The sequence below is a fragment of the Virgibacillus phasianinus genome (assembly GCF_002216775.1).
Taxonomy (GTDB): domain Bacteria; phylum Bacillota; class Bacilli; order Bacillales; family Amphibacillaceae; genus Virgibacillus_F; species Virgibacillus_F phasianinus.
Genome location: NZ_CP022315.1, coordinates 703233 through 728877, shown reverse-complemented (window position 1 = coordinate 728877; position 25645 = coordinate 703233). Strand labels below are relative to the sequence as shown.

General features: G+C 35.1%; 25 protein-coding genes and 3 pseudogenes. 24 read left to right on the top strand and 4 right to left on the bottom strand.

Annotated features, from left to right (window positions below):
• Window positions 1-321 precede the first annotated feature (321 nt).
• From CFK37_RS03670 to CFK37_RS03645, 7 genes and pseudogenes are all read left to right on the top strand, one after another.
• A complete protein-coding gene (locus CFK37_RS03670; RefSeq protein WP_089060610.1) occupies window positions 322-1374 on the top strand; it encodes a cell wall-binding repeat-containing protein in 1053 nt (350 codons plus the stop codon).
• Between the two features lie 304 nt (window positions 1375-1678).
• A pseudogene (locus CFK37_RS03665) lies at window positions 1679-1955 on the top strand (metal-sensing transcriptional repressor).
• A 46-nt stretch (window positions 1956-2001) separates the two neighbouring features.
• A pseudogene (locus CFK37_RS20675) lies at window positions 2002-2620 on the top strand (cation transporter); the annotation flags it as partial.
• 139 nt (window positions 2621-2759) lie between these two features.
• Window positions 2760-2966 (top strand): copper chaperone CopZ, encoded by a 207-nt coding sequence (copZ, locus tag CFK37_RS03655; RefSeq protein ID WP_089060609.1) that lies wholly within the window; start codon window positions 2760-2762, stop codon window positions 2964-2966.
• A 308-nt stretch (window positions 2967-3274) separates the two neighbouring features.
• Window positions 3275-3703, top strand: a complete 429-nt coding sequence (locus CFK37_RS03650; RefSeq protein ID WP_089060608.1) for a hypothetical protein — start codon at window positions 3275-3277, stop codon at window positions 3701-3703.
• Between the two features lie 407 nt (window positions 3704-4110).
• Window positions 4111-4257: a metal-sensitive transcriptional regulator gene (locus CFK37_RS20120; RefSeq protein WP_172840450.1), complete on the top strand. Its 147-nt coding sequence runs from the start codon at window positions 4111-4113 to the stop codon at window positions 4255-4257.
• Window positions 4258-4268: 11 nt separating this feature from the next.
• Window positions 4269-5636 (top strand): MATE family efflux transporter, encoded by a 1368-nt coding sequence (locus CFK37_RS03645; RefSeq protein ID WP_089060607.1) that lies wholly within the window; start codon window positions 4269-4271, stop codon window positions 5634-5636.
• Between the two features lie 44 nt (window positions 5637-5680).
• Here CFK37_RS03645 and CFK37_RS20335 read toward each other — a convergent pair whose 3' ends face one another.
• Window positions 5681-6406 carry a ZIP family metal transporter gene (locus tag CFK37_RS20335; RefSeq protein ID WP_245837305.1) on the bottom strand — a complete coding sequence of 242 codons (726 nt, stop codon included), beginning with the start codon at window positions 6404-6406 and terminating at the stop codon, window positions 5681-5683.
• 225 nt (window positions 6407-6631) lie between these two features.
• Between CFK37_RS20335 and CFK37_RS03635 the strand changes: the two genes are divergently transcribed.
• The 12 genes from CFK37_RS03635 to CFK37_RS03570 all read left to right on the top strand — a co-directional run bounded on the left by CFK37_RS03635 (window position 6632) and on the right by CFK37_RS03570 (window position 19036).
• Window positions 6632-6961 (top strand): ArsR/SmtB family transcription factor, encoded by a 330-nt coding sequence (locus tag CFK37_RS03635; RefSeq protein WP_089060606.1) that lies wholly within the window; start codon window positions 6632-6634, stop codon window positions 6959-6961.
• A gap of 91 nt (window positions 6962-7052) precedes the next feature.
• Complete coding sequence (locus CFK37_RS03630) at window positions 7053-8003, top strand: cation diffusion facilitator family transporter (RefSeq protein WP_281251602.1); 951 nt, start codon at window positions 7053-7055, stop codon at window positions 8001-8003.
• Window positions 8004-8205: 202 nt separating this feature from the next.
• Window positions 8206-8802 (top strand): copper resistance CopC family protein, encoded by a 597-nt coding sequence (locus CFK37_RS03625; protein WP_157724788.1) that lies wholly within the window; start codon window positions 8206-8208, stop codon window positions 8800-8802.
• 12 nt (window positions 8803-8814) lie between these two features.
• The gene (locus CFK37_RS03620; RefSeq protein ID WP_089060604.1) at window positions 8815-9951 is read left to right on the top strand and encodes a copper resistance D family protein; all 1137 of its coding nucleotides are present in this window, start codon (window positions 8815-8817) and stop codon (window positions 9949-9951) included.
• 57 nt (window positions 9952-10008) lie between these two features.
• Window positions 10009-10686, top strand: a complete 678-nt coding sequence (locus CFK37_RS03615; protein WP_089060603.1) for a DsbA family protein — start codon at window positions 10009-10011, stop codon at window positions 10684-10686.
• A gap of 466 nt (window positions 10687-11152) precedes the next feature.
• A complete protein-coding gene (locus tag CFK37_RS03610) occupies window positions 11153-11980 on the top strand; it encodes an alpha-amylase family glycosyl hydrolase (RefSeq protein WP_172840449.1) in 828 nt (275 codons plus the stop codon).
• Entirely contained in the window at window positions 11952-12650 is a 699-nt protein-coding gene (locus CFK37_RS03605) for a hypothetical protein (protein WP_089060601.1), read from the top strand. The genes CFK37_RS03610 and CFK37_RS03605 overlap by 29 nt, the downstream gene beginning before the upstream one ends.
• 1576 nt (window positions 12651-14226) lie before the next feature.
• Window positions 14227-14580, top strand: coding sequence for a hypothetical protein (locus CFK37_RS03590; RefSeq protein ID WP_089060598.1), 354 nt, complete (start codon window positions 14227-14229; stop codon window positions 14578-14580).
• A 604-nt stretch (window positions 14581-15184) separates the two neighbouring features.
• Window positions 15185-15505 (top strand): ArsR/SmtB family transcription factor, encoded by a 321-nt coding sequence (locus CFK37_RS03585; protein ID WP_089060597.1) that lies wholly within the window; start codon window positions 15185-15187, stop codon window positions 15503-15505.
• Window positions 15506-15518: 13 nt separating this feature from the next.
• A complete protein-coding gene (locus CFK37_RS03580) occupies window positions 15519-18128 on the top strand; it encodes a heavy metal translocating P-type ATPase (RefSeq protein WP_089063529.1) in 2610 nt (869 codons plus the stop codon).
• Between the two features lie 331 nt (window positions 18129-18459).
• Entirely contained in the window at window positions 18460-18726 is a 267-nt protein-coding gene (locus tag CFK37_RS20330; protein WP_245837304.1) for a redoxin domain-containing protein, read from the top strand.
• Between the two features lie 124 nt (window positions 18727-18850).
• Complete coding sequence (locus CFK37_RS03570; RefSeq protein ID WP_342746739.1) at window positions 18851-19036, top strand: DUF4396 domain-containing protein; 186 nt, start codon at window positions 18851-18853, stop codon at window positions 19034-19036.
• Window positions 19037-19137: 101 nt separating this feature from the next.
• Here the strand turns inward: CFK37_RS03570 and CFK37_RS03565 are convergent, their stop codons facing one another.
• The 3 genes and pseudogenes from CFK37_RS03565 to CFK37_RS20255 form a co-directional block, all read right to left on the bottom strand.
• Window positions 19138-19740 (bottom strand): peroxiredoxin family protein, encoded by a 603-nt coding sequence (locus CFK37_RS03565; protein WP_089060596.1) that lies wholly within the window; start codon window positions 19738-19740, stop codon window positions 19138-19140.
• 15 nt (window positions 19741-19755) lie between these two features.
• A pseudogene (locus CFK37_RS03560) lies at window positions 19756-20515 on the bottom strand (cytochrome c biogenesis CcdA family protein).
• Complete coding sequence (locus CFK37_RS20255) at window positions 20515-21171, bottom strand: hypothetical protein (RefSeq protein ID WP_216639616.1); 657 nt, start codon at window positions 21169-21171, stop codon at window positions 20515-20517. The pseudogene CFK37_RS03560 and the gene CFK37_RS20255 overlap by 1 nt, the downstream one beginning before the upstream one ends.
• Before the next feature lie 397 nt (window positions 21172-21568).
• Here CFK37_RS20255 and CFK37_RS03550 point away from each other — a divergent pair, with 397 nt between their 5' ends.
• The 5 genes from CFK37_RS03550 to CFK37_RS03530 all read left to right on the top strand — a co-directional run bounded on the left by CFK37_RS03550 (window position 21569) and on the right by CFK37_RS03530 (window position 25199).
• A complete protein-coding gene (locus CFK37_RS03550) occupies window positions 21569-22378 on the top strand; it encodes a ZIP family metal transporter (protein WP_089063528.1) in 810 nt (269 codons plus the stop codon).
• A 130-nt stretch (window positions 22379-22508) separates the two neighbouring features.
• On the top strand, window positions 22509-22712 hold the full coding sequence (locus CFK37_RS03545) for a hypothetical protein (RefSeq protein WP_089060595.1): 204 nt from the start codon (window positions 22509-22511) through the stop codon (window positions 22710-22712).
• A gap of 8 nt (window positions 22713-22720) precedes the next feature.
• Window positions 22721-22933 (top strand): SHOCT domain-containing protein, encoded by a 213-nt coding sequence (locus CFK37_RS03540; protein WP_089060594.1) that lies wholly within the window; start codon window positions 22721-22723, stop codon window positions 22931-22933.
• 83 nt (window positions 22934-23016) lie between these two features.
• Window positions 23017-23274, top strand: a complete 258-nt coding sequence (locus CFK37_RS03535; RefSeq protein ID WP_089060593.1) for a hypothetical protein — start codon at window positions 23017-23019, stop codon at window positions 23272-23274.
• 1145 nt (window positions 23275-24419) lie between these two features.
• Window positions 24420-25199 (top strand): YwmB family TATA-box binding protein, encoded by a 780-nt coding sequence (locus tag CFK37_RS03530; protein WP_089060592.1) that lies wholly within the window; start codon window positions 24420-24422, stop codon window positions 25197-25199.
• Window positions 25200-25645: the final 446 nt, after the last annotated feature.

Here is a 25645-nt window from a genome sequence, read left to right as displayed (position 1 = left end):
TTTCTCCTTAATAAAACCTGTGCTATTCATTGGTTACATCCAGTCAACATGAAACCCAAGCCCTTTAGTTTTCAATTCCATAATCACCTGATGGAATTTTTGATTGTATCCATGCAGAAGAATTGAAGGTTTTGTGGCTTAATTCCAAATATGCGCTGGCTCCTTTGTTGGGAATCCAGCTTTTTTCATGTAATACAGGTAGTTAGTTTGGTCACTACCAAAAAACCTCGACTAGAACTATTTATGAATGTGATACATATAAAAATAAGTATTACATGAACATCTAACAAAAAGCTGTTACAGAAGAAAGGTGGAGATACAATGGATGTAAACTTTAATACGGTTGATACAACAAGAATATACGCAGAAGATCCATTTGTTTTTTCTACAAAAGTTTCACAACTGGTATATCCAAGTAAAAATATATTCTGGCGTCCGCCAACCGTTATCTTGGTACCTGCAGATATTTTTCATTTTAGCTATATCGGGGTTCCTCTGATTCATCACCCCATCGGTGCCTCCTTTTTGCTCACTCACAAAGAAAGGCTACTAAAAGAAACATTTGAAGAAATCATCAGGCTTGCTCCGACAGGTGAAAATGTTCCGGCGCAGGTAATTTTAGTTGGTCCTATCGGTGAAGGTGTGGAAAGTGAACTAAAAAAGCATGGTTTTTCGACTTTGCGTCTTGGGTCGGGAGATGTTTTCCAAACAGCCGCTGAGGTTGCTGAGTTTCGGTTGGTGACAATACCACCAGAAGGAGAACTTGGAAAACAACATCTCATCGTTGCTTCCGTGGATGATGGTGCAGAGGCTTTACCTGCCTTATATTATACTGCCCACACTGGGATACCGATTCTTTTTGTCTATAGAAATGCTTTGCCAAAGGAAACGCGGCGAATACTGGAGCGATTTTCAAATCGTAATGTTACACTATTTGGATCAGGAAGGTCCATAAGTAAATCTGTTGAAAGAGAAATTGAATCAATTGTTGAAAATGTAGACCGTATTGATGCGGAGACACCGGCCAAACTCAGCGTGGAATTCGCAATGAGACCATCTTCAGAAAATCAAATTGGCTGGGGGCGAAACAAAAGACGAGGAGATGCCTTTTCTTTCGGTACAGTTTCATCATGGCAAAAGACCGTTGCCGGCGTATTGTTGGGTCATATAGGGAAGCACACCCCTCTTTTGCTTATTAAATCTTCTGATGTCCCTTGGGTTGTCAAGACTTATTTATTAAAACTGAATCCTGTCTTAACTGAACCCCCGAAACCACCCTTCATGCACGGGTTTATTCTTGGGGATTTTGATGATATATCCCAATTGACCCAAGTAAGTCTAGAAGAACATTTGATCAAAGAAGCGGGTGATTAAACCTTTTGCCGTATTGGGTCCAATCGTGGTAAGCGGAAATTAAAAAAGTATCTTAAAGCCTTGACTTTATTATACATGTCAAGGCTTTTTTTGAGATATAAATCTTCAGAATTTATGTGTGCAATGGAACCAAAATGTGTATACATTTTTGAAAACGATAATTCCAAAATTTTCATATTAATTTTTTATTTTTGTTTAGAACCTAAAAAAGTGTCCCACTAGGTAGGGCGTTTATTTTGAACAATGTAAAATTTAGCACTTGACATATATACGATAGGGGGATAAATATTTATGTTATCACCCGGTGAAACCAAGAACGGTTGGTGAAAAGCAAGCCGTGTTTAACCGTTTGAAGCGAACCGAAGGTCAAATACGTGGCATTCAAAAGATGGTCGAGGAAGACAGCTTTGTATAGATATTTTAGTTCAAATAAGTGCTATTAATGCAGCTTTAAAAAAGTAGGATTTACTGTGGCTGAACGACATACAAAGAATTGTGTGAGTGACGAAGTAAAGCCTGGTGAAGAATACGAGGCAATTGATGAATTACTTGAAGGAAATAAGGAAGGTTCATTAAAATGAGCGAAGTAAAGCACGGTACGATTGGCGTTACGGGAATGACCTAGCTTATGATCCAACTTCAAATTTTTTACAGGACATTCCAACAAAAATAGAAACAGTAGGCTATAGAGCAGAAACGGAAAAACCGAATTTGATGTGATTGGCATGACTTGCGCGGCCTGCCCCAGACGATTTAAAAAAGTAGTAAATAAGCAGGAGGATGTAAAAAAAGCTAGCGTAAATTTAACTACTGAAAGTGTATCCATTGAATATGATTTAAAACCAAAAGCAGATAAGGGAGAGAAACAAACCCATAAAGAAAAGCAACTTAAACAAATCAAAATGAAGTTGATCATTTCTGCTGTATTATCTGCACCATTATTAGTAACCATGCTTGTTCATATGTTTGGCGTAAGTTTACCAGCTATATTTATGAATCAGTGGTTCCAATTTGCTTTGGCAACACCGATCCAATTTATAATCGGATGGCAGTTCTATGTTGGGACTTATAAGAAATTGTAATTTTAATCACACTAATCTTATTTGGAAAATACTTGGAGACTAGTGCAAAAAGTAAAAACAACGCAGGCTATTACCAAATTATTCAGTTTACAGGCGAAACAACCCGTGTAATTCGTAATGGCGAGGAAGTAATGGTATCAGTGGAAGCAACAGTGGGGGAATTCCAATTGTGGCTGTTGGATTATTGGCCCCATGGGTTGAAGAGCAGCAATGGCATTTAATTCAGTAAGTGTTGTAATTAACTCACTACTTTTGAAAAGAGTTAAAATATAAGAAGAGCTATTGAAAGGGAGGTTAAATAAAATGGAAATTATATTAGATGTAAAAGGTATGACATGTGGTCACTGTAAATCTTCAGTTAAAGGTGCATTGGAAGGTTTAGAGGGGGTAACAAGTGTTAAGGTAGATTTAAGCACTGGTAAAGTAAATGTTTCATATGATCAGACGCTAGTTTCAGTAGAAGATATGCGTAAAGCAGTGGAGGATCAGGGCTATGATGTCGTAGCTTAAGTAGATGGTGAGCTGGTTCTTTTTTGGGAATCAGCTTATCATCTTTGTTTACAATAGGTTCTAACCGATGACTGTATTATTGGGTATTCTTGCATAAATTGATAACAACTAACTTTGTGGGTAAATTTCACAATTTGAAATTAATAAATAACTTGTTAATCTTCACAAAAATCACAAACATTACTGCTAATCTAAGCAAGTATATAGGATTATTCGATTATTTCCAATTGTTCCGGACCCTTTTTCCAGGAGTTGAGTAATATGTAAAAGAACAGTTAGGAGGGATAGACATTAAAAAATATAAAATAATGTTTTTTATTGTCTCGATAGGTATTATATCCATTGTCGTTCTTGCATTGATTGAAGGTAATAAGGCCACATTAGTTTCGACCCAAAATGGTTCGAAAAAACTTGGGGATTTTATTTTACATATAAGGGTTGAAGAAGTTGATAAAGGAATTAAAGTATACCGTGCATTACAGTATAAGGGAAAAGAATCCGTTGTGATTGAACACCGAACACCATTAATATCAGTCTCATTGGATCAAAAAAATCGCAGCTTTACAAGTAGTACCACCTTAAAGGAAATGAATTATGGGCACAGTTACCACCCTCAAAAAGCAAAAATAATTGAAATAACTGAAGAAGGACAATATACCTTATATTGTGCAGCAAGATTTAAAGTGGGTGGAAAAGATAAGAAAATAAAATATATTCAAAGATTAACACTTGAATAAGAAAAATAACTACCAACACACAAGTAAAACTCAACAGGGGCAGTTTCGAATACTGGGAAATAATAAAGCATTAAGTTTTAGTTGGGGGTAAGGTCGAAAGCATTGATCACGAAATTCCATAGAGCTTACTTTATGGCTAGCCGTTAAATAATTAAGGTGCAGTTATTATTGTTATTTATCGTTTAAGGCTTGGTGATAGGAAAACTGTTCAATTGTGAACAGTTTTTTGTGCTAGGCATCTTTGTTTGATTTTGCAATAGTCATGCTATGTTTTTATCCATCCCCCTTGGGGGGATGGATAAAATATGAACTACCATATTTTTACCCGGAGTGATTGAACGGCTTTTATATAGCGTGAAATAACTTCACCTCAGGGGTCAAAACATATTATACCAGGGGTAGACGCCATGTCCGATAATCATAAACACCGAAAGAGTATTGAAAACCGTTTGGCGCGGATCGAGCAGGGTTGTGTGGTAGACGCTGTTGAGCATGGAGATGAAGAGACGGTTTTGGAAGATCTCAATAAAGCTATTGATCAATTTATAAGATAAAGGAGTATTCTATGTTTTATAATTCCAATGATGTTCTTCCGAAAAAAAACAATGGGACAAAAGAGAAATTAAAAATCATTTTATTTTTAGCCATGCCTGCAGTGATTGAGAATTTCTTTCAAACGATTCTCGGCTTTGTGGATACCCTTTTTGTTTCAAAAATTGGTTTGGATGCAGTATCAGCTGTAGGAGTAACCAATGCTATTTTAGCTGTATATATTGCTATTTTTATGTCTCTTGGGGTGGCCGTTAATGTTTGGGTGGCTAAATATATTGGAGCAGGTGAAAATGAAAAAGCAAAACATATTGGTCAGCAGGCAATTGTATTAGCAATCGTTTTAGGAATTATTTTTGGAGCGGTAACCTTCTTCTTTACCACATCATTGCTTCAATTGATGGGAATTGAAGAAAATGTTCTTGAGAAGGCAGTATTATACTTTCGAATTGTTGCTATTCCCTCTGTTCTTATCTCACTCATGTTTGTTTTTAGCAGTATTCTAAGAGGAACTGGGGATACGAAAACGCCGATGAAAATAACAATTGGTATTAATCTATTAAACATTTTGTTAGATTATGCTTTGATTTTTGGCTTCGCTTTTATCCCATCAATGGGTATAGCCGGTGCAGCATATGCAACGGTCATTGCAAGGTTGGTTGGTAGTGTTGCACTATTGATTTATCTTCAGAAGGTAATAGGCATTACAAAGGCCAACTGGAAGGTTGATCGCAAACAACAATGGGATTTGATCACACTGGGAAGCCCTGTTGGCGCAGAACGTTTAGTTATGAGAATAGGACAAGTTTTATATTTCGGTTTCATTGTAGTCCTGGGTACAAATACATTTGCTGCTCACCAAATAGCAGGTAGCATTGAGATCTTTTCTTATATGATTGCGAATGGATTTGCAACAGCAGCAATGGTATTGGTGGGGCAAAGTCTCGGAGCTGACAACTACGATGACGCGAAGCAATATGCAAGACTATCAACATTACTAGGTATTGGATTAATGACAATTGTTGGGTTTCTGCTCTTTTTTTTCGGAGGATTGATCGGTAGCTTTTTTACCAATAACCCGAATGTAATTGAACAAATTCAGGTCGCGTTACAAATTGATGCCTTTATTCAACCTGTATTGGCTGTGGTTCTCATTTTAACTGGCGTTTTCAATGGGGGGAGTAATACAAAATTTCCCATGTACATTACAACGATTGGCATTTGGGGTGTACGTATCATTTTTATTTACCTTTTGGCAATCATGCTGAATTGGGGAATTGCTGGTGTTTGGATCGCCATAGGTTTAGACAACCTTTTCCGGGCTATATTTCTGTTTGTACGTTTTAGCAAGGATAATTGGGCTAAAAAGAACGAGCAGCTGTAGAAAAAGGCTGGTCTTATTATTTCATTTTTATTTGATTTATGAATTTAATTTAAAATGGCCAAATACAAATAAATGATACTAAATCCAAATGTACCAAAAATTGAACAATACAGGATAGATGAATTTTTTACAGCCTCCCAAAAGATCTCTTTTAATGAGACCAAAAAAATCACAGCAATGGCAAGATTTATAACAAACGCTAGTAATGAAGGAATTCCAATTCCAAAAAATTGTCCTAGTAAAGATCCTACAGCAATTGGAAGCGCAATAATGGTTGTGAAAACCATCCAAGTAAGAATTCCAAAGCCGGCTAAAAATAAAGGAGTAAAAATGATAATCCCTTCTGGAATGTTATGTAAAACAAGGGTTGTTAACATTAGGTTTCCGATACCTGTTCCACTGGTCGAGCCAAGTGCTATCCCGACAGGAAAGTTATGAATTGCAATGCTAATTGACAACAATACACCAGAACGGACAAAGATATCCTTTTGATGACTTCCGGTAATGATTGTAACGTTGTCCATCAAACGATGAATATATATAAACAGTAACAATCCTGCCACTAAACCAAGTCCTAGATCAACCCAACCGCCTAATTCAATACTTTCCGGAATCATCTCAAGAAATAATAATCCCATTATAAGACCCGCACACAGTGAATATATAAAGTTAAAACCCTGTTGGGCCCCTCTCATTAACCATGCAAGTCCACCACCAAAACCAATTCCGAGAGCAGAAGCGAGCGCCCCAATCATCCATGCCAGATTCATCCAATCACCCTTTATAGAAAGTTTGTGTTTGTTTTTTTGCTCCCAAATTACCTGTTTGACAGTATTGATACAAGTATATATAATATGACTACATGTTAATATATGCATGCACAACAAATTTATTAAACAACTCTTTTATTCTTTGAAATAAATAAAGTCTAATAAGAATAAAATCTGGAGGATACATATTATTAAAGTATTGAAAGTAAAAAGGTGGTAACTATAATGGATGAACATATAGAAAAAAAGGAAGCAGAAAATGAAAAGAATTTGGATGAAGAAACTTTATTTGTTGTATCTCAAACATTCAAGGCACTAGGTGATCCCACTAGAATCCGAATTCTTCATTTGCTTTTTCACAAGGAATATCCTGTAAATGGTATTGCGGAAATTTTACATCTCAGACAATCAACTGTGTCTCATCAATTGCGTTTTCTGAAAAACTTACGATTAGTAAAATATCGCCGTGAAGGAACGACTTTATATTATTCGCATGATGATGAACATGTTATGAATATGTTAAAACAAACGATCGATCACGCCTGCCATAGTTAATGTTTACGTTTGAAGTATGGAATAAATACTCCATGTTTTTAATATCATTATATGAACATATATAAATGTATAGATAAAAGGAGGAATTACATTGGGACACGATCATGGACATGATCATACTCATGGCGCAAATAAAAAAGCATTAATGATAAGTTTTATTGTTATTACATGCTATATGGTTATTGAAGCATTCGGAGGATTTATTACCAACAGTCTCGCTTTACTATCTGATGCGGGACATATGTTAAGTGACTCTATATCACTAGGGGTAGGATTATTGGCCTTTACATTAGGAGAAAAGGTGTCAAACTATAGTAAAACTTATGGATATAAACGGTTTGAAATACTTGCTGCCGTTTTTAATGGAGTTACTCTTTTGGCAATCTCTTTGTATATTTTCTATGAAGCATTTCAACGTTTTACAGATCCACCGGAAGTGGCATCGACAGGAATGTTGACTATAGCTGCAATTGGATTGTTAGTAAATATTTTCGTGGCATGGATGCTAATGCGAGGTGACACCAAAGAAAACTTAAACCTACGCGCTGCCTTTTTACATGTATTAGGTGACCTTCTTGGATCTGTCGGCGCCATTATCGCGGCCTTACTCATTATGTTTTTCAACTGGGGATGGGCGGACCCACTAGCTAGTGTTATTGTTGCTATTCTCGTATTGATCAGTGGGTGGAGGGTCACAAAAGATGCCATCCATGTATTAATGGAAGGTACTCCCAAAAATGTTGATTTGGATGAAATAATAAAGTTAATGAAAAATGTACCGGGAATAATGGGTATTCATGATTTACATGTATGGAGTATTACGAGTGGGCAAAACGCTCTTTCTTGTCATGCAGTTGTAGATGGTGATTTATCTATTCAAGAAAGTCAGGAATTATTATTATCAATCGAACACGAATTGGAGCACAAGGGCGTGGGACATGTAACCATTCAAATGGAAAATAAAGAACATCCACATGATGATTCGCTGATGTGTCAAAATGAACAAGAATCTTCCTCTCGTCAGCATAATCACGATCATTAGAAAAGTTTATTAAAATTGGATTAATGCCTTCACCGAAAAATTCGATGAAGGCATTTTTCCTAATTACATTACTTAAATTTCCTAATTTCGAAGTTTTTATAACAATTGGTAGCTTTGACTTATTTTATATAGAAGAAATGGTATTATATATTGAAATAATTTGGAATTGCAATAAAAATTGAACTGAAGGATGGAGAATTATATGTGTAACAGAAGAATTCTTCTGCCTATAGCAACTATATTTTTCATTAGTTTGATTCAAATTAATACGGCAGATGCGCATTCCGTTTTAGAAAAAGCAATACCCGAGGATGGTGCTCAACTAGAGCAATCCATTAAAAGCATAGAATTAACTTTTAACACCAAGATTGAAAACGGAAGTACACTCTATTTATTAAATGGGAAGGATGAAAAAAAGGAACCAGCTTCAGTTACTATTACTGGCAATAGTGTAAAAGCAATCTTTAACCAAAATCTAAATCCAGGTACTTACCAGGTAAATTGGAAGGTTCTTGGCGCGGATGGTCACATTATAGAAAACCAGTATTCATTTATAATTAATGATCAAGAGGAAAGTGTCTTGCCTAAAGGTGAAAAAAAGCAACAAAATACTACTACTGATGAACCGGAAAAAGAAACGCTTAAATCACTAGACGGTAGTGAAATAGATAATCAAAATGCTACAGGGAAAACAAACGATGACAATGAATCAACTTTAGTATTTGGAATTATTTCATTGTTAATTATTGCAGGAATAATATTCCTTACTTGGATGTGGTTTAGTAGAAGTAGAAAATAAGAGGTGTAAGCTATGACATTATTCGTTTCATTAACTGAGTTTATTTTATATTGTTGTTTTTCAATACTTATTGGGTCATTAATTCTGCTTTTGGTTCCAGAAAACAAAAGACCCTCTTTGTACATACCTAAAAAGATACTTTATTTAGCAACTGGATTAATTCCCCTGACTTCTCTTCTTCCTGTTGCCAGTACCGCTAAAATACTTTCAGGCGATTGGGGATTTTGGTTCATCTTTAAGAATGTCTTATTTACTTTTGAAATCGGAAAATCATGGCTGTTTATCGCTATAATTTCGGCCATCCTTATTCGTGTGTTAATTGCTAAGGAATTAGAAACAAATAAACACTTAATTGGGCTTGCCCTTTCACTTAGTATATTTATGCTTTTAGGTTATACAAAATCAAGCCATGCAGCAACCATTACAGAATGGCAGGGATTTCTTTTTCATACACTTCATTTCCTAGCTGTTACCGTTTGGATTGGACTTCTTCTTATTGTTAGTTGGTTTTCCAAAAACAAAAAGAATTGGTTAACCTTTTTGAGGTGGTTCACCCCAGTAGCTATGACATGTCTCATTATTACATTTATTGCAGGTTACTTTACAATGAGTATCGATATTAACTCTTATGATGACCCAAATGCTTCTGTACTTCAAGAATATAAAAATAGTCTTATCGTTAACTATGGACAAGCGTTAGTCATCAAACACATCTTAATTGTTTCACTCGTTTTATTTGCAATAATAAATGGGATTCTATTTAGAAAAAGGAATCTTCAAGACTCATTTAATCCGTTAAAATGGGCGAGGTTAGAAGGTATTTACGCTTTAATTGTATTTGGGGTAACGGCATTCATGGGGCAGTCCTGGCCACCACACCAAGTCTATAATTTGATAAAAACGGAAGGTACTTCCCCTCTTTTTCGTACAATCTATGGTGGAGATATCTTAAGCACTTATCAAAGCGATGTTTTTAATATTACGGTTTCATTTGGGTATGAAAGCTATTTATTATTCCTGTTAAGTTTATTGTTTATGATTATTACCGTTTTTGCAGCTACCAAAAGGCAGTCTGTATTTGCATCAATCCTTTCTTCTTTATTGATGATTTTAGCCGCCTATATTGGATTAATGATTGGTATTCAGTAGGTTGAGATGGTGCAAAGGCTCCTTGTTTTCTTACAAAAGAATTAGAGAGGTGTTATTATGAAAAGTAAAAATTCGCTGTTTAAAATTCTTGTAATTATTACATTAATTATTGTTGCTTTGATAATTGTTTTTGTAGTTGTAAATAACAATAATTCCGATTCAAACCAGGGAACAACATCTGAAAAACAACTATCAATTGATGGACAACCTACATTAGGGGAGCCTGATGCACCCGTAACTGTTGTAGAATTTGGAGATTTCAAATGTCCAGCTTGTAAGGTTTGGGGAATAGATATCTTGCCAAAATTGGTAAGTGATTATGTTGAAACGGGGAAGGTCAAATTCGCGTTTATAAACGTCCTATTTCACGAGGAAGAGTCGAAGCTAGGTTCGCTGGCAGCTGAGTCAGTTTATCAACAAAACCCGGATGCATATTGGGATTTTCATAAAGCTCTTTTTAAAGCACAACCAAGCGAGAACCATGATAGTGAATGGATCACTATAGAGAAGGTCCTTGAAATAGCTAATGGTGTCCCAAACATTGATACAGATAAACTAAAAACAACTATTGAAAACAACTCTAAAATGGATGAATTAAATAAGGATACAGAATTGGTAACAAATTTCGATATACAAGTTACACCAACAATTATGGTTAACGGAATGAAGATCGAGGACCCATATGATTATGATGCCATTAAAAAAGCTATAGAAAGTGCACTGGAGAAAAATTAAAATATGAATAAAACAGACAGTAATCAGTTTTTACTTTATGTAGCGTGGTTGGTTTCAGTTGTTGCAACGCTTGTAGTGCAGAGTATATAATTGGCTAAGCTTTATAACGATTCCGTTTTTAGCATTATCGGCGTATGCATTAATTATATTGTTTATGGTTTTAAAAAAACCAAAATAATAAGACAGTGGGAACGAATTGCATTCTAATAGAAAAGCACTACTTAATCTTTTTGACTGTGTATCTCTTGATTTAGTTATATCGTTAAGAAGTTGTCACAGGATATGCATCATGAACAATCATTAAAATAGTATCATGTACTTATATTCTAGGACACAGGGATGGTCTTTAAGCCATCCCATTATTTTGGCCTAATAACAGCTTAGTCCATTCAATATTATGGACCAGCAATTGTAGTAGCAATTACTAATGAGAAAATCGAAAAGTAAAATGGTGAAGGATGGTTGTATGAAAAAGACAATTGTAGCATCTTTGGTAATTATACTTTCCATGATCGGGACAAATATTGTCCAAGCAGAAGAAAAACCGATAAAAAAAGAAATGATCTATTCAATCGTGGTGGACCGTTTTAATAATGGAAATCAAACTAACGATAATCAAGTTGATTTAGACGACCCAAATTCCTATCATGGCGGTGATATTCAGGGAATAATTAATAAATTAGATGATATCAAGGCTAATGGATTTACAACTATTTCTTTAGCCCCGACTATGGCCAATGCACCTAGTCAGTATCATGGGTATTTGGTAGAAGATTTTTTTGAAATAGAAGAACAATTCGGAACTATAGAGGATTTGAAAAAGTTAGTTAAAGAGGCGCATGATCGAAATATAAAGGTTGTGCTTGAGTTTGTAACGAGTTATGTTGCACCAAGTCATCCTTTAGTGGACGATCCAGCCAAAACTAATTGGACAAAAGATGCGACTGTCAAGGATACTCAGTGGTTAGATGATGCTATTACATTAAACCAGGAAAACCCGGAAGTAAAGGACATGCTTTTTAAAGCTGCTACTTTTTGGTTAGAAGAAACGGACATTGATGGGTACAAATTACATGCAATCGATCAGTCGTCACCAGCTTTTTTACGTGAATTTATTGACCAATTAAAAACGGTTAAGCCGGATATTTATGTACTCGGGGATGTTTTGAAGGATCAACAATTAGGCAATGACTATCTTAATTTAGGTATCCCTTTGATTGAAAACACCCCTATGCAGAAGTCCATGGTAAAAGTCTTTTCAAATATTGGTACCCCCCGTAAAAAAACTGTATGAAACATGGCTAAACACCGGAAAACGTGAAGGACTTTTATACGTTGATAATGCTTACACAGATCGATTTACCCGTAAAGTTGTAGAAGGACACCTAAATCCAGAAACTACCTGGAAATTAGCATTAACATACATGTATACAACTCCGGGGGTTCCAATCGTTTTTCAGGGATCTGAAATCCCAATGGATGGGGACACAATGGAAGATGTTCTAAAAATGGTTCAATTTAATAGTGGGAGCGATAAAATACAAAAATTTTTCCAAAGAATTTCTGCAATCCGAAAACAGTTTCCTGTCCTTTCATATGGTGATTTTAACCTAGTCGATTCAAAAGGAGCATTAAGTGTATTTAAGCGTACCTATAAGGACAAAACAATGTTTATCTCATTTAATAATGATACCGAAACAAAAACAGTTTCTGTGAAGGATGTACCAGAAGGTATGCAATTAAACGGATTACTTGGAGATAATATTGTGCGTGAAAATGAGCAAGATGAATATAAAATTGCGCTGGATCGTGAATCGGTTGAAATCTATACCATTGAAGAAGATAAAGGACTAAATTGGTTATTTATTGGAATGGTCGTTGGTATTTTTGTAGCATTTGTAATTTTTATTATGATTTTAAGCTATAAACAAAGAAAAAGAAATGGGAAGAGCCTAATGATTTAATTTCTTACTAGTTTATACTGAAATAAACCGGTACCAATGAGCCCTTTGGTGCTACGTTAATTGATTTCATTTATTACACTGGAAATTCGTAGTTATATTACAATTTATCACGATTTATTCATATATAAATGAATTTTTTTTGACATTACCTATATGTATTTGCATTGCCATCTTAATATTGTTATCTTATTTATAAGATAGAGACATGCGCATATGTGCATATATCGTTGCCTTTTTACTAAAAGTAAAGGTTCTATTAGAACAAATATATTAATGAAGGAATCCGTTAAATTTTTTATGCTAATTATCTTAAATGGTGTAGCTGGATTCCTATCTCTACTTAACTTGTATCTTTCATCACTCCATATGATTATAGGCATGGTAACAGTCATTCAAGGTTCCTATCTAATAACAAAGGCATACCTTGGCCCCTATTATTTTAAAAATAACTAAGCTAAAAAGGAGGAAAAATTTTTGTACACAAAATCATCCCTTAAACTACCACTTTATTTTATTTTTGGTTACATTTTTTTATTCTTTGTGGCAAGTTACGTTACTAGTCTCATCTTAGGTGCTGATTTTGGAACGATGATTCTATTTACAATATTGGTCATTGTTTATTGGTTTATCGCTCATGCGCTTATGGGGTTATTCAAAAAAAATCATGACCTAAAAGCGATACTTTTAAAAGTATCGTTGAGTATATTAGTTATAGCTATCGTTTCCATTATTCAACAAGTTCTTTTTATTAATTTATCTGTCACGATCAGTGTTTTGTTTTTTCCCATTAGTCTGGTTCTATTGTGGGTATTATATATCGTGTATTTTAATGTGAGGTCCTAATTATTATCTTATGACTACCTTCTCCGTAAAAACTTTGGTAATCGGTTACCAATTATTCGATCAATTAAAATTGCCAAAACAGCCACCATTGTTAACATAACTAGGTCGCGAAAAATGTGAGAATAAGTCATTTGTTTTTTAATTATATATGTTTTTATTTCTCCCCAAGTATATATGCCATAATTTAAAAAAGATATGGTACCATTTTCACTAAGTTTAGGGTCATCGGATACTATAATGCTACGTGAAAATAAGTAACTTTTGTCAAATATTGGGATATTCCCATAGTAAGTACTTACTATTAAGGGTATGATTAAATAAATAATCAAGAAAACAAAGAGTAAGAAAAAAATTAGAGATCTTTTTTTTTGGTACAAATTCTTTTCTCTCCCTTCATTAAACCATTTTTTACGTTTCACTTTTGCTAATTTATATAGCTGAAATACAAACGAACATTTCCTTTTATTGTAGATCAACATGACCATATGTTAATATATGCACATAATAATTAAATAAGTATACTCCTCTACAACTTTTGCTTACCTTTGAGTGATAAATTTTTTTAATATCATTATTTGTCCTAACAAAAAATTCAAGCACTGGTCGATAAAAATCCTTTATGGATGAAATAATGAGGTAGAAATTTCTGTATTTTGTAAGAAGGACAAATCAAGTCCAATTACAGCGTGTCCCACTTTTTATTACTATTCCGGGTTCTGGAAAAGGAAAGGTAATGTCTGAAGTTGCCGGACAAATTGATGTTAAGCCAACATTATTGCATTTGTTAGGGGTTGAAACGGATAACAATATTTACTTTGGTAATGATCTATTTTCGAAGGATTGTAAAGGTTATATCTCATTACGAAACGGGGATTTCATTAGTGAAAAATATGTATCGACAAGTGGTATTTGTTATAATCGCCAAACAGGTGAGCGGGTAGAGGGAGAAAACAAGTCTGATGTTGAAAAAGAAACAGAAAGCCCATGTGCGCCAATAGGAGAGAAGGTTAACAAAGAACTTGGATATTCTGATGATATTATTTACGGAGATCTTTTCCGTTTTATGGATTTGGATGAAATGGAATAAACAATTTTTTACTTTCACATCATACATCGACAATCAATAGAAATTCCTATTTAATATGGTTAGCAAATATAGTCACCTTATAGTAGGTGGCTATATAAAATTGCGTAACAATATGCTGCTCTGCTATGAAAAAATAAATGAAGACGCAACATATAAGATGATAGACAGAATGAATGGTATCAAGGTGTGTTTTATCTTATATTTGGAATAGTCCATTATTTCTAGAACTATTATTTTGGATATGGTAACTGCTGTGCAATTAAAGTCCTCCCACCGTGTCATAAGCAGAAACAATCACAATCATTAAGGATGAGAATATATCATGGCCTTCAGCTAAGGATACACCAATTGACATTAATAAACCCCATGATCCCCATGAATAACTGATAAAGTATGCTAAAACTGAACCCTAAAACTAAAGTGATTGGTTGTATCCATATACTGAGAATATCCCCCAAAGTAACTCATAAAGTTCAAGCAAGGAAATCAATGGTCGAAATAACGTATATAACAAACGTTATAAAAAATTTGACACACATATTAGATGTTGCTAATATGATAGCAACAAACATATTAGCTGTTTCGAATATAAGGAGGGTAATCAATGTTAAAGGTTGATATAGATACCAAGATGAAGTTCTTACATGGTTTTTCCCATAAAACACGAATTCAAATACTTGAATGTATAAAAGAAAATGAAAAAACTGTATCTCAGATTGTTGACGACCTAGATGGAAATCAATCAAACATTTCACAGCATTTAGCATGCTTAAAGGGTTGTGGACTTATTGTAGGGCGACAAGAAGGAAAATATGTATATTACCGTGTTCGCAATCAACTGGTACGTGATTTATTAACCACGTTCGATGTAGTGCTGGAAGACGTTCAAAACGATGTTACCTGTTGTGAAAATCATATTGGTTAAGAAGGTGGAGGGAATGGAAGACAAATGTTGTAGTTCAAATGAAAAGGAACCTATAGTGATTGAAAGTAATAAGGGGTGTTGCACCAGTCAGGCTAAAAATGAAAAAAATTCAAATGCAGAAATAGTTGATCACTGTTGTGGTTATGCGGATGAAAATTTGAATTTCGTAAATAGAACAGAAACAGACATTGTAGCACCATGTTGTAGTCGCAATGATGATGACACAAACCAAAACACAAGTACAGAGAAATCAAGTTGCTGTAGTAGTAAAATTGAAGAAAATCCAATTATTCATACAACATCAGTTGAAGGTGAAAAAATTGAATATCGGATCCGTGGAATGGATTGTCCTTCTTGTGCATTAACGATAGAAAAAGGGTTGAATGGATTACATGACATTAAAGAAGTAAAGGTAAATTACAACACTGCAAAGTTGCAAATAGTCGGTAATGATAGCCTTTCTTTTAACCAAGTGGAAAATACAGTTCAAAAGCTAGGTTTTACGGCCGAACCATTGAAACAAAACAAAAATGTGCGAACATACGATGTCGAAGGAATGGATTGTGGTAGTTGTGCCAAAAGTATTGAAAATCATTTAAATACAATTCCATCTGTAAATAGTGTAAGTGTTAATTTTTCAACTGGAAAAATGAAGGTGGAACATGAAAATAGCGCGGATGATATTGTTTCAGAAGTATCTAAAATTGGTTTTAAAGCTTCTGTGCTTGAGAATAACACCAAAAAGCATACAGAAAATCCAAAAAACAAAGAAGGATATGGATTAATTACCTTCACTGGTATTTTAATCGCTCTTGGTTTTATTGGTTCTTACAATGGAATTTCCCCTATATTGACAACTATTTTGTATGCAGTTGCTATTGCTATCAGTGGCTTTAAGCCTGTAAAGAGTGCCTATTACGCTTTAAAAAGTCGGTCATTAGATATGAATGTACTCATGTCAGCTGCCGCAATTGGGGCTGCCTTAATTGGAGAATGGTTCGAGGGCGCAACAGTAGTATGGTTATTTGCATTAGGTACTGCACTACAAAATAGATCGATAGAACAAACAAGAAAGTCAATTCGCAATCTAATGGATTTGGCTCCATCAGAAGCTTGGATTAAAGTTGGATCTGAATTGGTTAAAAAACAGGTTGAAGAAGTTTCAGTTGGTGAGACAGTAGTTGTTAAACCTGGTGATCGGATTCCATTGGACGGTGAAGTCATCCAAGGTGAAACCAGTGTAAATCAAGCCCCCATAACGGGAGAATCTATCCCAGTCGATAAATTAATTGGGGATACTGTGTATGCAGGTACAATTAATGAAAGTGGATCTATTGAAATCAAAGTTACTAAGTTAGTCAAAGATACAACAATATCCAAAATCATTCATTTGGTTGAAGAAGCACAAGAACAAAAAGCTCCAACTCAAGCATTTATTGATAAGTTTGCTAGTATTTATACACCTATAGTATTTTTATTAGCCTTAGTTGTAATCGTTCTTCCGCCACTATTAGGTTTTGGTACTTGGGAAGAATGGGTTTATAAAGGTCTTGCATTATTGGTAGTTGCTTGCCCATGTGCATTGGTTATATCTACTCCTGTTGCAATTGTTTCCGCCATCGGAAATGCAGCAAAGAACGGTGTATTAATAAAAGGTGGTACTTTCTTAGAAAAAGCAGGTGCTATTAATGCGATAGCATTCGATAAAACTGGTACATTGACCGAAGGAAGGCCAAAAGTCTCCGAAATTAATGCATTTACTGCGTCAGAGGAAGAATTAATTTCTACTGCATTAACTTTGGAGGATTACTCTACACATCCGATAGCAAAAACGATTGTTGGATATGCGAAAGACAAGGGAATTCAGTCTAAAAATGGCAAAGTGTTCAAAAGTATCGTCGGCAAAGGTGTTCAAGCTACAATTGATGGAGAAATTCATTATGCTGGTAATCTAAAATTATTTGAAGAAATGTATATAGCTTTGGCTAATGTGACGGCTAAAGTCAACGAGATGCAAAGTCAAGGAAAAACAGTAGTAATAATCGGTACACAAAGCGAAATAATGGGTATTATCTCTGTTTCTGATACAATTCGAACTACTACTGTTAAGGCATTGAATGGATTGGAACAAGTAGGTATCAATCAAGTTGTTATGTTAACTGGGGATAATGAAGGTACAGCTAAAATGATTTCAAGTGAAACGAATGTCAATCGATATTTTGCAGAACTATTGCCCGAGGATAAAGTCGATGCAATTAAACAATTACAAAATGAAGGTCATAAGGTTGCGATGGTTGGTGATGGCATAAACGATGCACCAGCACTTGCTACAGCAAATTTAGGGATTGCTATGGGCGGTGCAGGAACCGATACTGCAATGGAGACTGCCGATATTATTTTAATGGCAGATAATCTAGAAAAATTGCCACATACAGTTAAGTTAAGTAGAAAAGCATTAGCGATTATCAAACAAAATATCTGGTTTTCGTTAATTGTAAAATTTATAGCGTTGATTCTTATATTCCCCGGCTGGCTAACTCTTTGGTTAGCGGTACTAAGTGATACTGGTGCTGCTATAATAGTGATTTTAAATGCACTACGTCTATTGAAAATAAAAGAGTAAAAAGGAAAGCTGTTCAAAACCATTGAACAGCATCCCGTTTATTTCATTGTGGTTCAAAAAGTAGGTAAAGAGGTGAAAATAATTGAACAAAAGTAAAAAAAGAAGGTAATTTAGGGCAATCCTGTTACTGTTTATGTTCTCAATGGTACTATATACACTTTTTTCAAATATCTTCAAAGATGAAATGTTGTTTCAAAAGAGGATTATGCACCAAATTTTTCCTTGGAGACACTTAAAGGTGAACGTGTTGGACTCAAAGATTATAGAGTAAAGGGTGTTTTTTAAAATTTTTGGGGGGCATGGTGCAAACAATGAATGAGAAATGCTTTATATGGAAGGAGAGTACAAGCAATTCAAAGAACAAGGTGTTGAAATACTTGCCGTTAACATTGAAGAATCCGATTTAATCATTCAGAGTTTTATAGATAGTTTTGGTTTAACTTTTCCGATACTTATGTACAGAGGCGGTGAAGAAACTCAACTATACGGAATTGGTCCTATTCCAACTACTGTCTTAATTGATAAGAATGGTAAAGTATTTAAAATAATTACAGGTAATATGGATCAGCAAAATAAAATAACACATGAATTTAATTAAACCAAAACGATTAAAAGGAGTTATTGTATGCAGGATTTAAATATTTTTTTGCTTTTGAAGCTGAATGGACACCGATACGAGATGGACCACGGAAAGCAATTAAAAACGCTATTAAAGCCGATACATGTCTCTAATTGCATTTGAAATAGGTATGATGGATGGCTCATTCATTATGTATTTTTCGTTCAAGTGCCCATGCCTCCACCCTATTTTTTGGTATATGATGCAAATTGCTATGATGATCGGGTTTCTCACAAGCTATCCAGCAAATTGGAACTTGGTGAAAAAGGGTAATAAGCATGCAATGTGATAATATATTTCATATGAGCGTAATCGACTTGGAAAATTACAATTGTCGGGCTAAGAAAGTTATTGTTAATATAAATTCCATGTATGATCCTGAGGGAATTGCTATTGCATTTTTTCGAACTCTTGGACCATTAATTCATAATTTTGCGCACCAAATGATTTCTTTTGAATCCGGCCTTCTGAATCAATCATAAAAGTAGTCGGAATTGGTTGAATCTGATACTGATCTGAAACAGACATTTCCTTATCTAACAAAATTGGAAATGTCAGGCCGAATTCATCAACAAATTTCTGAACTTCTTTAGTACCGCTTTCAGTTCCAGTTAAATTCACTGCCAAAATTACTACGTCTTTGTTATCGTAAAACTTTTGCATATCAGGCATTTCTGCTCGGCAAGGGGGACACCAGGTGGCCCAGAAATTCAGCATTACACGTTGACCCCGGAAATCTGAAAGTTTTACTGTCCCTCCATCCAGCGTAGAGAGTTCGAAGTCTGGAGCGATTTCTCCTACATCAAGTCCAACCTCATTAGATTCGACGACCTTTTTTTCCTTTTCGTTTCCTTTAGGCGGAGAAGTTATTGTATTATCCGAAATAGTTTCAGCCTTTTTTTGAATGGTCTTTTCTTCTGACGATAATGCGAAATCATATACAGCAAAGCCAAGCATTCCCACTACAATCACAATCAGAATTGTCTTTTTCATTGATAAATTCCTCCATTATCCTAATTTGGTTAACCAAGTGTCTTGGATAAGTTGTAATAAAAACGCAGAAATTCTAGGCATTAAGCCTAAAAACAAGATTAGACCCATTACAACCATTACCAGTCCACCTATTTTCATAATGATTCCACTATGACGAACGATCCATTTTGTCGACCCAAGGAAGAAGATCAATATGAGAAATGGCAGTGCAAAACCGACAATGTACATGATGGTATAAAACATACCTTGTCCGGGATTACTAGCTGCTAAAAATAAAATAGAAGCAAAGATTGGCCCAATGCACGGTGTCCACCCAGCAGCAAAACCCATACCGACAAAAAAAGTTCCGAAATAACCGGCGGGTTTCTTGGAATAATGAAAACGCTTCTCTTTCATTAAAAAAGTGAAATTAATCCAGCCCCCAACAAATAAGACCCATGAATATAATAAAGACCCCAGCTATACGCTGGATGAGCAGTCCAAAATCACCTGTAAATAACGCTTGAATCCATTTACCTAAAAAGGAAGCACCAACACCTAGGCTAATAAAAATAAGTGAAACGCCTAATAAAAAGAAGACGGAATGGCTCAATAGTTTTTTGCGGATTTTAACATTGTGACTTCCTTGCAATTCTTTCACACTTATTCCTGTAATATATGATAAGTAAGCTGGGAAAATTGGTAACACACAAGGGGATAAGAAGGAAAGTGCCCCAGCACCTAATGCTAGGAACATGCCTATCACCAACATCGTGTCTGAGTCGATTGCACCCATTATGACACCCACTTCCTGTAAATAAACAACACTATACTACCAATAGCAATTAGGCTATAAAAGCCTGGGTCTAAATAAAACTGAAATACGCTTGTATGATAAAAAGTGGATAAAACAAGTTGCCCTAAACTCCAGACCAGTATGACTAGGAACACTAATTGTTTAGTTGTCATTTTACCTTGCAACAATATAATTAAGATTAGCAGAACAGCGAGCAATCCTATATAACCCCATGCAAAAGCTAAGTCTCTTAAGATAATTTGGGTAAATTCATACACAAAGGATGCAGATAAAAAAACATATATCAAAGAAAAAAGAATTTCTAGAAATTGCTTACAATTGTCAATAAACTTGAACGTTCCATACAGCAACAGGAGCACAACTGCTACATAAAAAGCCTTTGAATCGCTTGGATATGCCAACAAGGCACGCGGATCATCTATGAATATAGAAAAATTGGTTAGAATTTTACCAATCCATAATGAAATCACAAACATAAAAAGAATAGTTCCAACCTCATCTAAACGCTTCTTCGTTACTGATTTTGTAAAAGGACTTGTGAACTTAAACAAAACAAATCCCACTACAAAGCTCCCAATCAGCATTACGAGAGAGCTTTTAATGATAAGGGGGCCGATTATCCAGGTTGTTGGCATAGCGATATCTCCTCTACTTAATTTGCATTTATAATTTATTTTTTGTTCATATTACTATTATCCTTATTATTACTATTGCCATTTTAGTATAAACAACAATTTTGTAGAAATTGTGAGGGTATAATTGATGTTGTCAAATACTGTATGCCCAGGACTTGTTGGACTATCAAAAAGTTAATCACAAGGTTTAGGTGTTGATAATATACTGTTCATACAATTGGTCTTGGAGCAATTGAAATGAGCTGAGTCAGTGAACATACATTACTGGTTGATTACCTATTGTCGTTGGCGCGTTGATAAAGGCGCTAAAAAATTTTGATTTGATGTTTGTCTCATGCAACTTTTGTGTGTATGGTGAAGATAGGAATTTTTTAAAGAGATGGAGTGGATGGAAAACATGTTTGATTACTTAAAAACTCTCGACCCTGTGGTCATAGCCTTACTCGCAACGGTGTTCACATGGGGTATGACTGCACTTGGAGCTGCACTTGTTTTTACTCAGAAGAATATGAATCAGAAATTTTTGGATAGCATGCTTGGTTTTGCTGGTGGTGTCATGATCGCAGCAAGTTTTTGGTCTTTGCTCACCCCAGCAATAGAAATGGCCGAGGGTGTACCAGGTTGGGTACCCGCTGCAGTTGGTTTTATACTTGGTGGGCTTTTCTTGTGGGGTGTGGATAAAATTTTACCACATTTGCATCCTGGTCAAAAAATGGAAAGAGCAGAGGGGATACATCCGAAAAATAAAAAGAGGAGTACATTACTTGTTCTTGCCATTACGCTGCACAACATTCCAGAGGGGTTAGCGGTTGGTGTCGCATTTGGCGCAGTTGCGGCTGGATTTGAATCAGCATCAATTGCAGGCGCAGTGGCTCTTGCAATTGGAATTGGCATTCAGAACTTTCCAGAGGGTGTTGCAGTTGCGATGCCATTACGACGAGATGGCATGTCACGAGCAAAAAGCTTTATGTATGGTCAGGCTTCTGGATTGGTTGAACCAATTGCAGCGGTGATTGGTGTACTTGCGGTTACGTTTATTGAACCCATGCTTCCGTATGCATTAAGTTTTGCTGCTGGTGCAATGATTTTCGTAGTTGTGGAGGAAGTAATCCCAAGCTCGCAAGAAGAAGGCAACAAAGACTTAGCATCCTTAACATTAATGATTGGATTTACCGTAATGATGATTTTAGACGTTGCCCTAGGGTGAAGAAGCTTCACCCATCAGGTCAATATACTGGGATGGGAATGGGCAAACCACTTTTTAAAAATTTATATCCTCATAAAATCCACAAATTTTATTGCTATTCTATGTTAGTCACCAGGAGTAAGGAGGAAACATGAAAAAAGTAGAATGGTTGATAGTCGCTGTACTAATAATTGTAGGCTTAATTTTTCTCACTGTTTCCGGGACAACGGTGTGGGAAATCGAAACAATTCAATCTTATGTAAAAACATTTATACAGCTCTGTTTATGGATGGGATCGCCAGTAATAATTGTGGGGATAATATATATCATCATTCAAAAAAGAAAAGGGAGGTAATCACGTTGATGTCTATGATGAGTGGGAATATGCTTTTAAACATGATAATTTGGATCATTATTCTAGGTTTCTTAATATACGGGGTAGTGTTATTACTATCAAAACCATTTGAAAAGAAAGAGGATTCATCTTTGCAAATCCTTAAAGAAAGATTTGCGAAAGGTGAAATTGATGAACAAGAATACAAGGATAAGAAAGCAAGTTTAGAAAATAAGCGTTAAGTTTTCACATCTTCACAATTTCAACAAATTTGCTGTTTATACTGGATTTGTCCTAGTAATAGAAACTGGAAAGGAGAATTGGTATGAAATTAAAAAAAGTACCATTTTTATTGTCGTTTGCACTTGCGAGTCTATTGGTAGTAGGAACAACAGCTTTTGCACAAGAATCGGACGGCAATGGAATGAGCAACATGCAGAATGGTAACGGAATGATGAAAATGATGGGAAACGATAATATGGGCAATATGATGGTGTCTATGAATTCACCAGAGGGAAAGAAAATGATGAATGCTTGTGGTGACTTTATGAATTCTTATCAAAGTGAAAAAGATAAAAAGTAGCACTTACTAGTAGCATAAATCCCCTTGAGCATAAAAATACCTCGATCAAGGTCGAGGTCACTGAAAGATCTCAAGAAAAGTATCAAGCAAAAATAGGTGGCTCTCCAATTTCTCAGTTGTAACCGTTATAAAGGAAGTGAGAATGAGCTCAAGGATAAAGCAGAATAATTGGAGGGGGCTAGGTTTACCTAGCTCCCTTTCAGGACTTTTTGTGAATCCACCAAAGTAATTCAATAATTTTCTGGAGCGAAATCGTCTCATTTTCCAAAAGATATCCCTAAATAGTGTTATGATTTTTTAGCAATTAATCAGTAAAGTTATATATGTATATTGACCAAGGAGGCGCCGGGACAAAATATAGGCTGGTATTTTATCACCAGTAATCTTGGTAGTTTAATCCGCCCAATCCACTTCCTTTAATCCACAAGGCTTATGCTTATTTCTTAGCGTGGCCTTTGTGGTGCTTGTGGAAAGCAAAGTTGGGTGTACATGTAGGGCGTTTTATCCGTTTGATAGCACATTCTACAGTATTCCTGAATCGGTAAATAAATTATGGATCCATGAAAAAAGTAGTGTTCCAGCTACTGCGCGATTAATTGGACGGATGCCATCGGACAATTCTTCCTACAAATATTGATGCACTCAATCGATGACCGGATGAATTGATACAATTGCAGTTAGGGCATGCCTTAACAATGCCAATTTCGAAATCGTGGGAATGATCATCAAATAACTCACCCTTCTAATATGCAAAAAAACTAGCACATTAAATCAGGGAAGTATAGTGTTAGTCCGAAGTATTTTGAAAAAAGTGGGCTATATAATAATAAATAGGTGAATCATATTTTTCTTTGGACTTTTTCAGTAATTTCATCCTTTTACTTTTTTAGCGGAAAGTATATCCATATTTCTTTCTGCATAAGTTGCAACTAAGTGAATGCCAAATTTTCAAATGTTTCCTAAAAGTTTCATCAATTTAAGGTTATACATTAATTGATAATGACATGAGGGGGCAGATTGATACCTCATCTTATTGACTTAATAGTAAGTCGGTTGACAAATCGTCTGTAATTTAGCCTTAATACTGTGTCCTATACAAAATAAAGGTTTCTGAAAATATAGAATATAAGTTAAGGAGGGAATACATGTTTTTAAAGTACAAAAATATATGGTTTATCACCTTAATACTCGCTAGCATTTCGATTATCCTAATAATAATTCAACAATACAACACTAATTATGCAGATGGTGCCAAACAAGACGGACTTTTATTAATGAGCACCTTTAGTGAAGCAAATATTGAAACCGGGGAAGTAATTCTAAATTACGGTGGGGTAGTCAAATCTTATAAGGATCCAGGTAATCTGGACTCCTATAAAAAAGAACTTGGACAGCAGCTTTCCATAAATCTTAAATTAATTACGGAACCAGGACAAAAGGATTTAATTAAGTATCAAGGGCATAAAAATATTTCATCTACATCAAACACTATATTGCGAGTTGCCTTGGCAGGTGTTCTCCATGAAAATGGGACATATAGAGCACATCTAATGGTATCTTTAAAAGGTAATGTAGCCAATGAAGAAGACTTTTTAAAGAGTTATGCATATCTTAAACAAATATTGGAAGGTGTTTCTGTAGTACCTAAAATAAATGTTAACATTCAAGGAACTGTTGACCGAAAGTTAAACCATACCGTGCAGCAACAAATGATAATGAATATGTTTGATAATTTAGAGGCCACTTATTCTGAGGGCTTAAATGAAGAAGAAATAATAAGTCTTACCGGATTTTCAAAAAAACTCAGTTATTTGGTAGAAACCAAAAATAATCACATCAATGTTCAAATTGCAAGTCGTTTTGATGCAACTGAAGGTAAAACCATATTTACCATCGGCACACCTGTTATTACAATGGAGTACTAGTTTCTTTTATGCTTGTGCCAGTTTTTCATACTAACTCCCACAAGCCTATTTAAGTACGTTCAAAAATAAATTACAATTCTTAACTCTAATAGTTGGAAGAAACAAACCTCTCTTAATAGTGACAGTATTACTTTACTGTCATTGAAAAAATGTTAATCATTTAGGTTGACAATAATACTGATGGGGGTATATTATTTAATTGGATCCAAACAAGATCCGAATTTAATGGCCGGGGCCAACCTGGATGTCCTTTCGTAACGTGGGGTGTTCACTAGGTCAATAGAGACGTGGAATTGATGATTCTTTCTCATATAATCATCTCAATCAGCTGGTGAGTGAGACAAAGGACCATACATATTTATTAGATATCTAATAAATATGTATGGTCCTTTTAATATCAACTGGTATACTTATCTGATCTAAATATAAGTCATTCTCCCCATTTC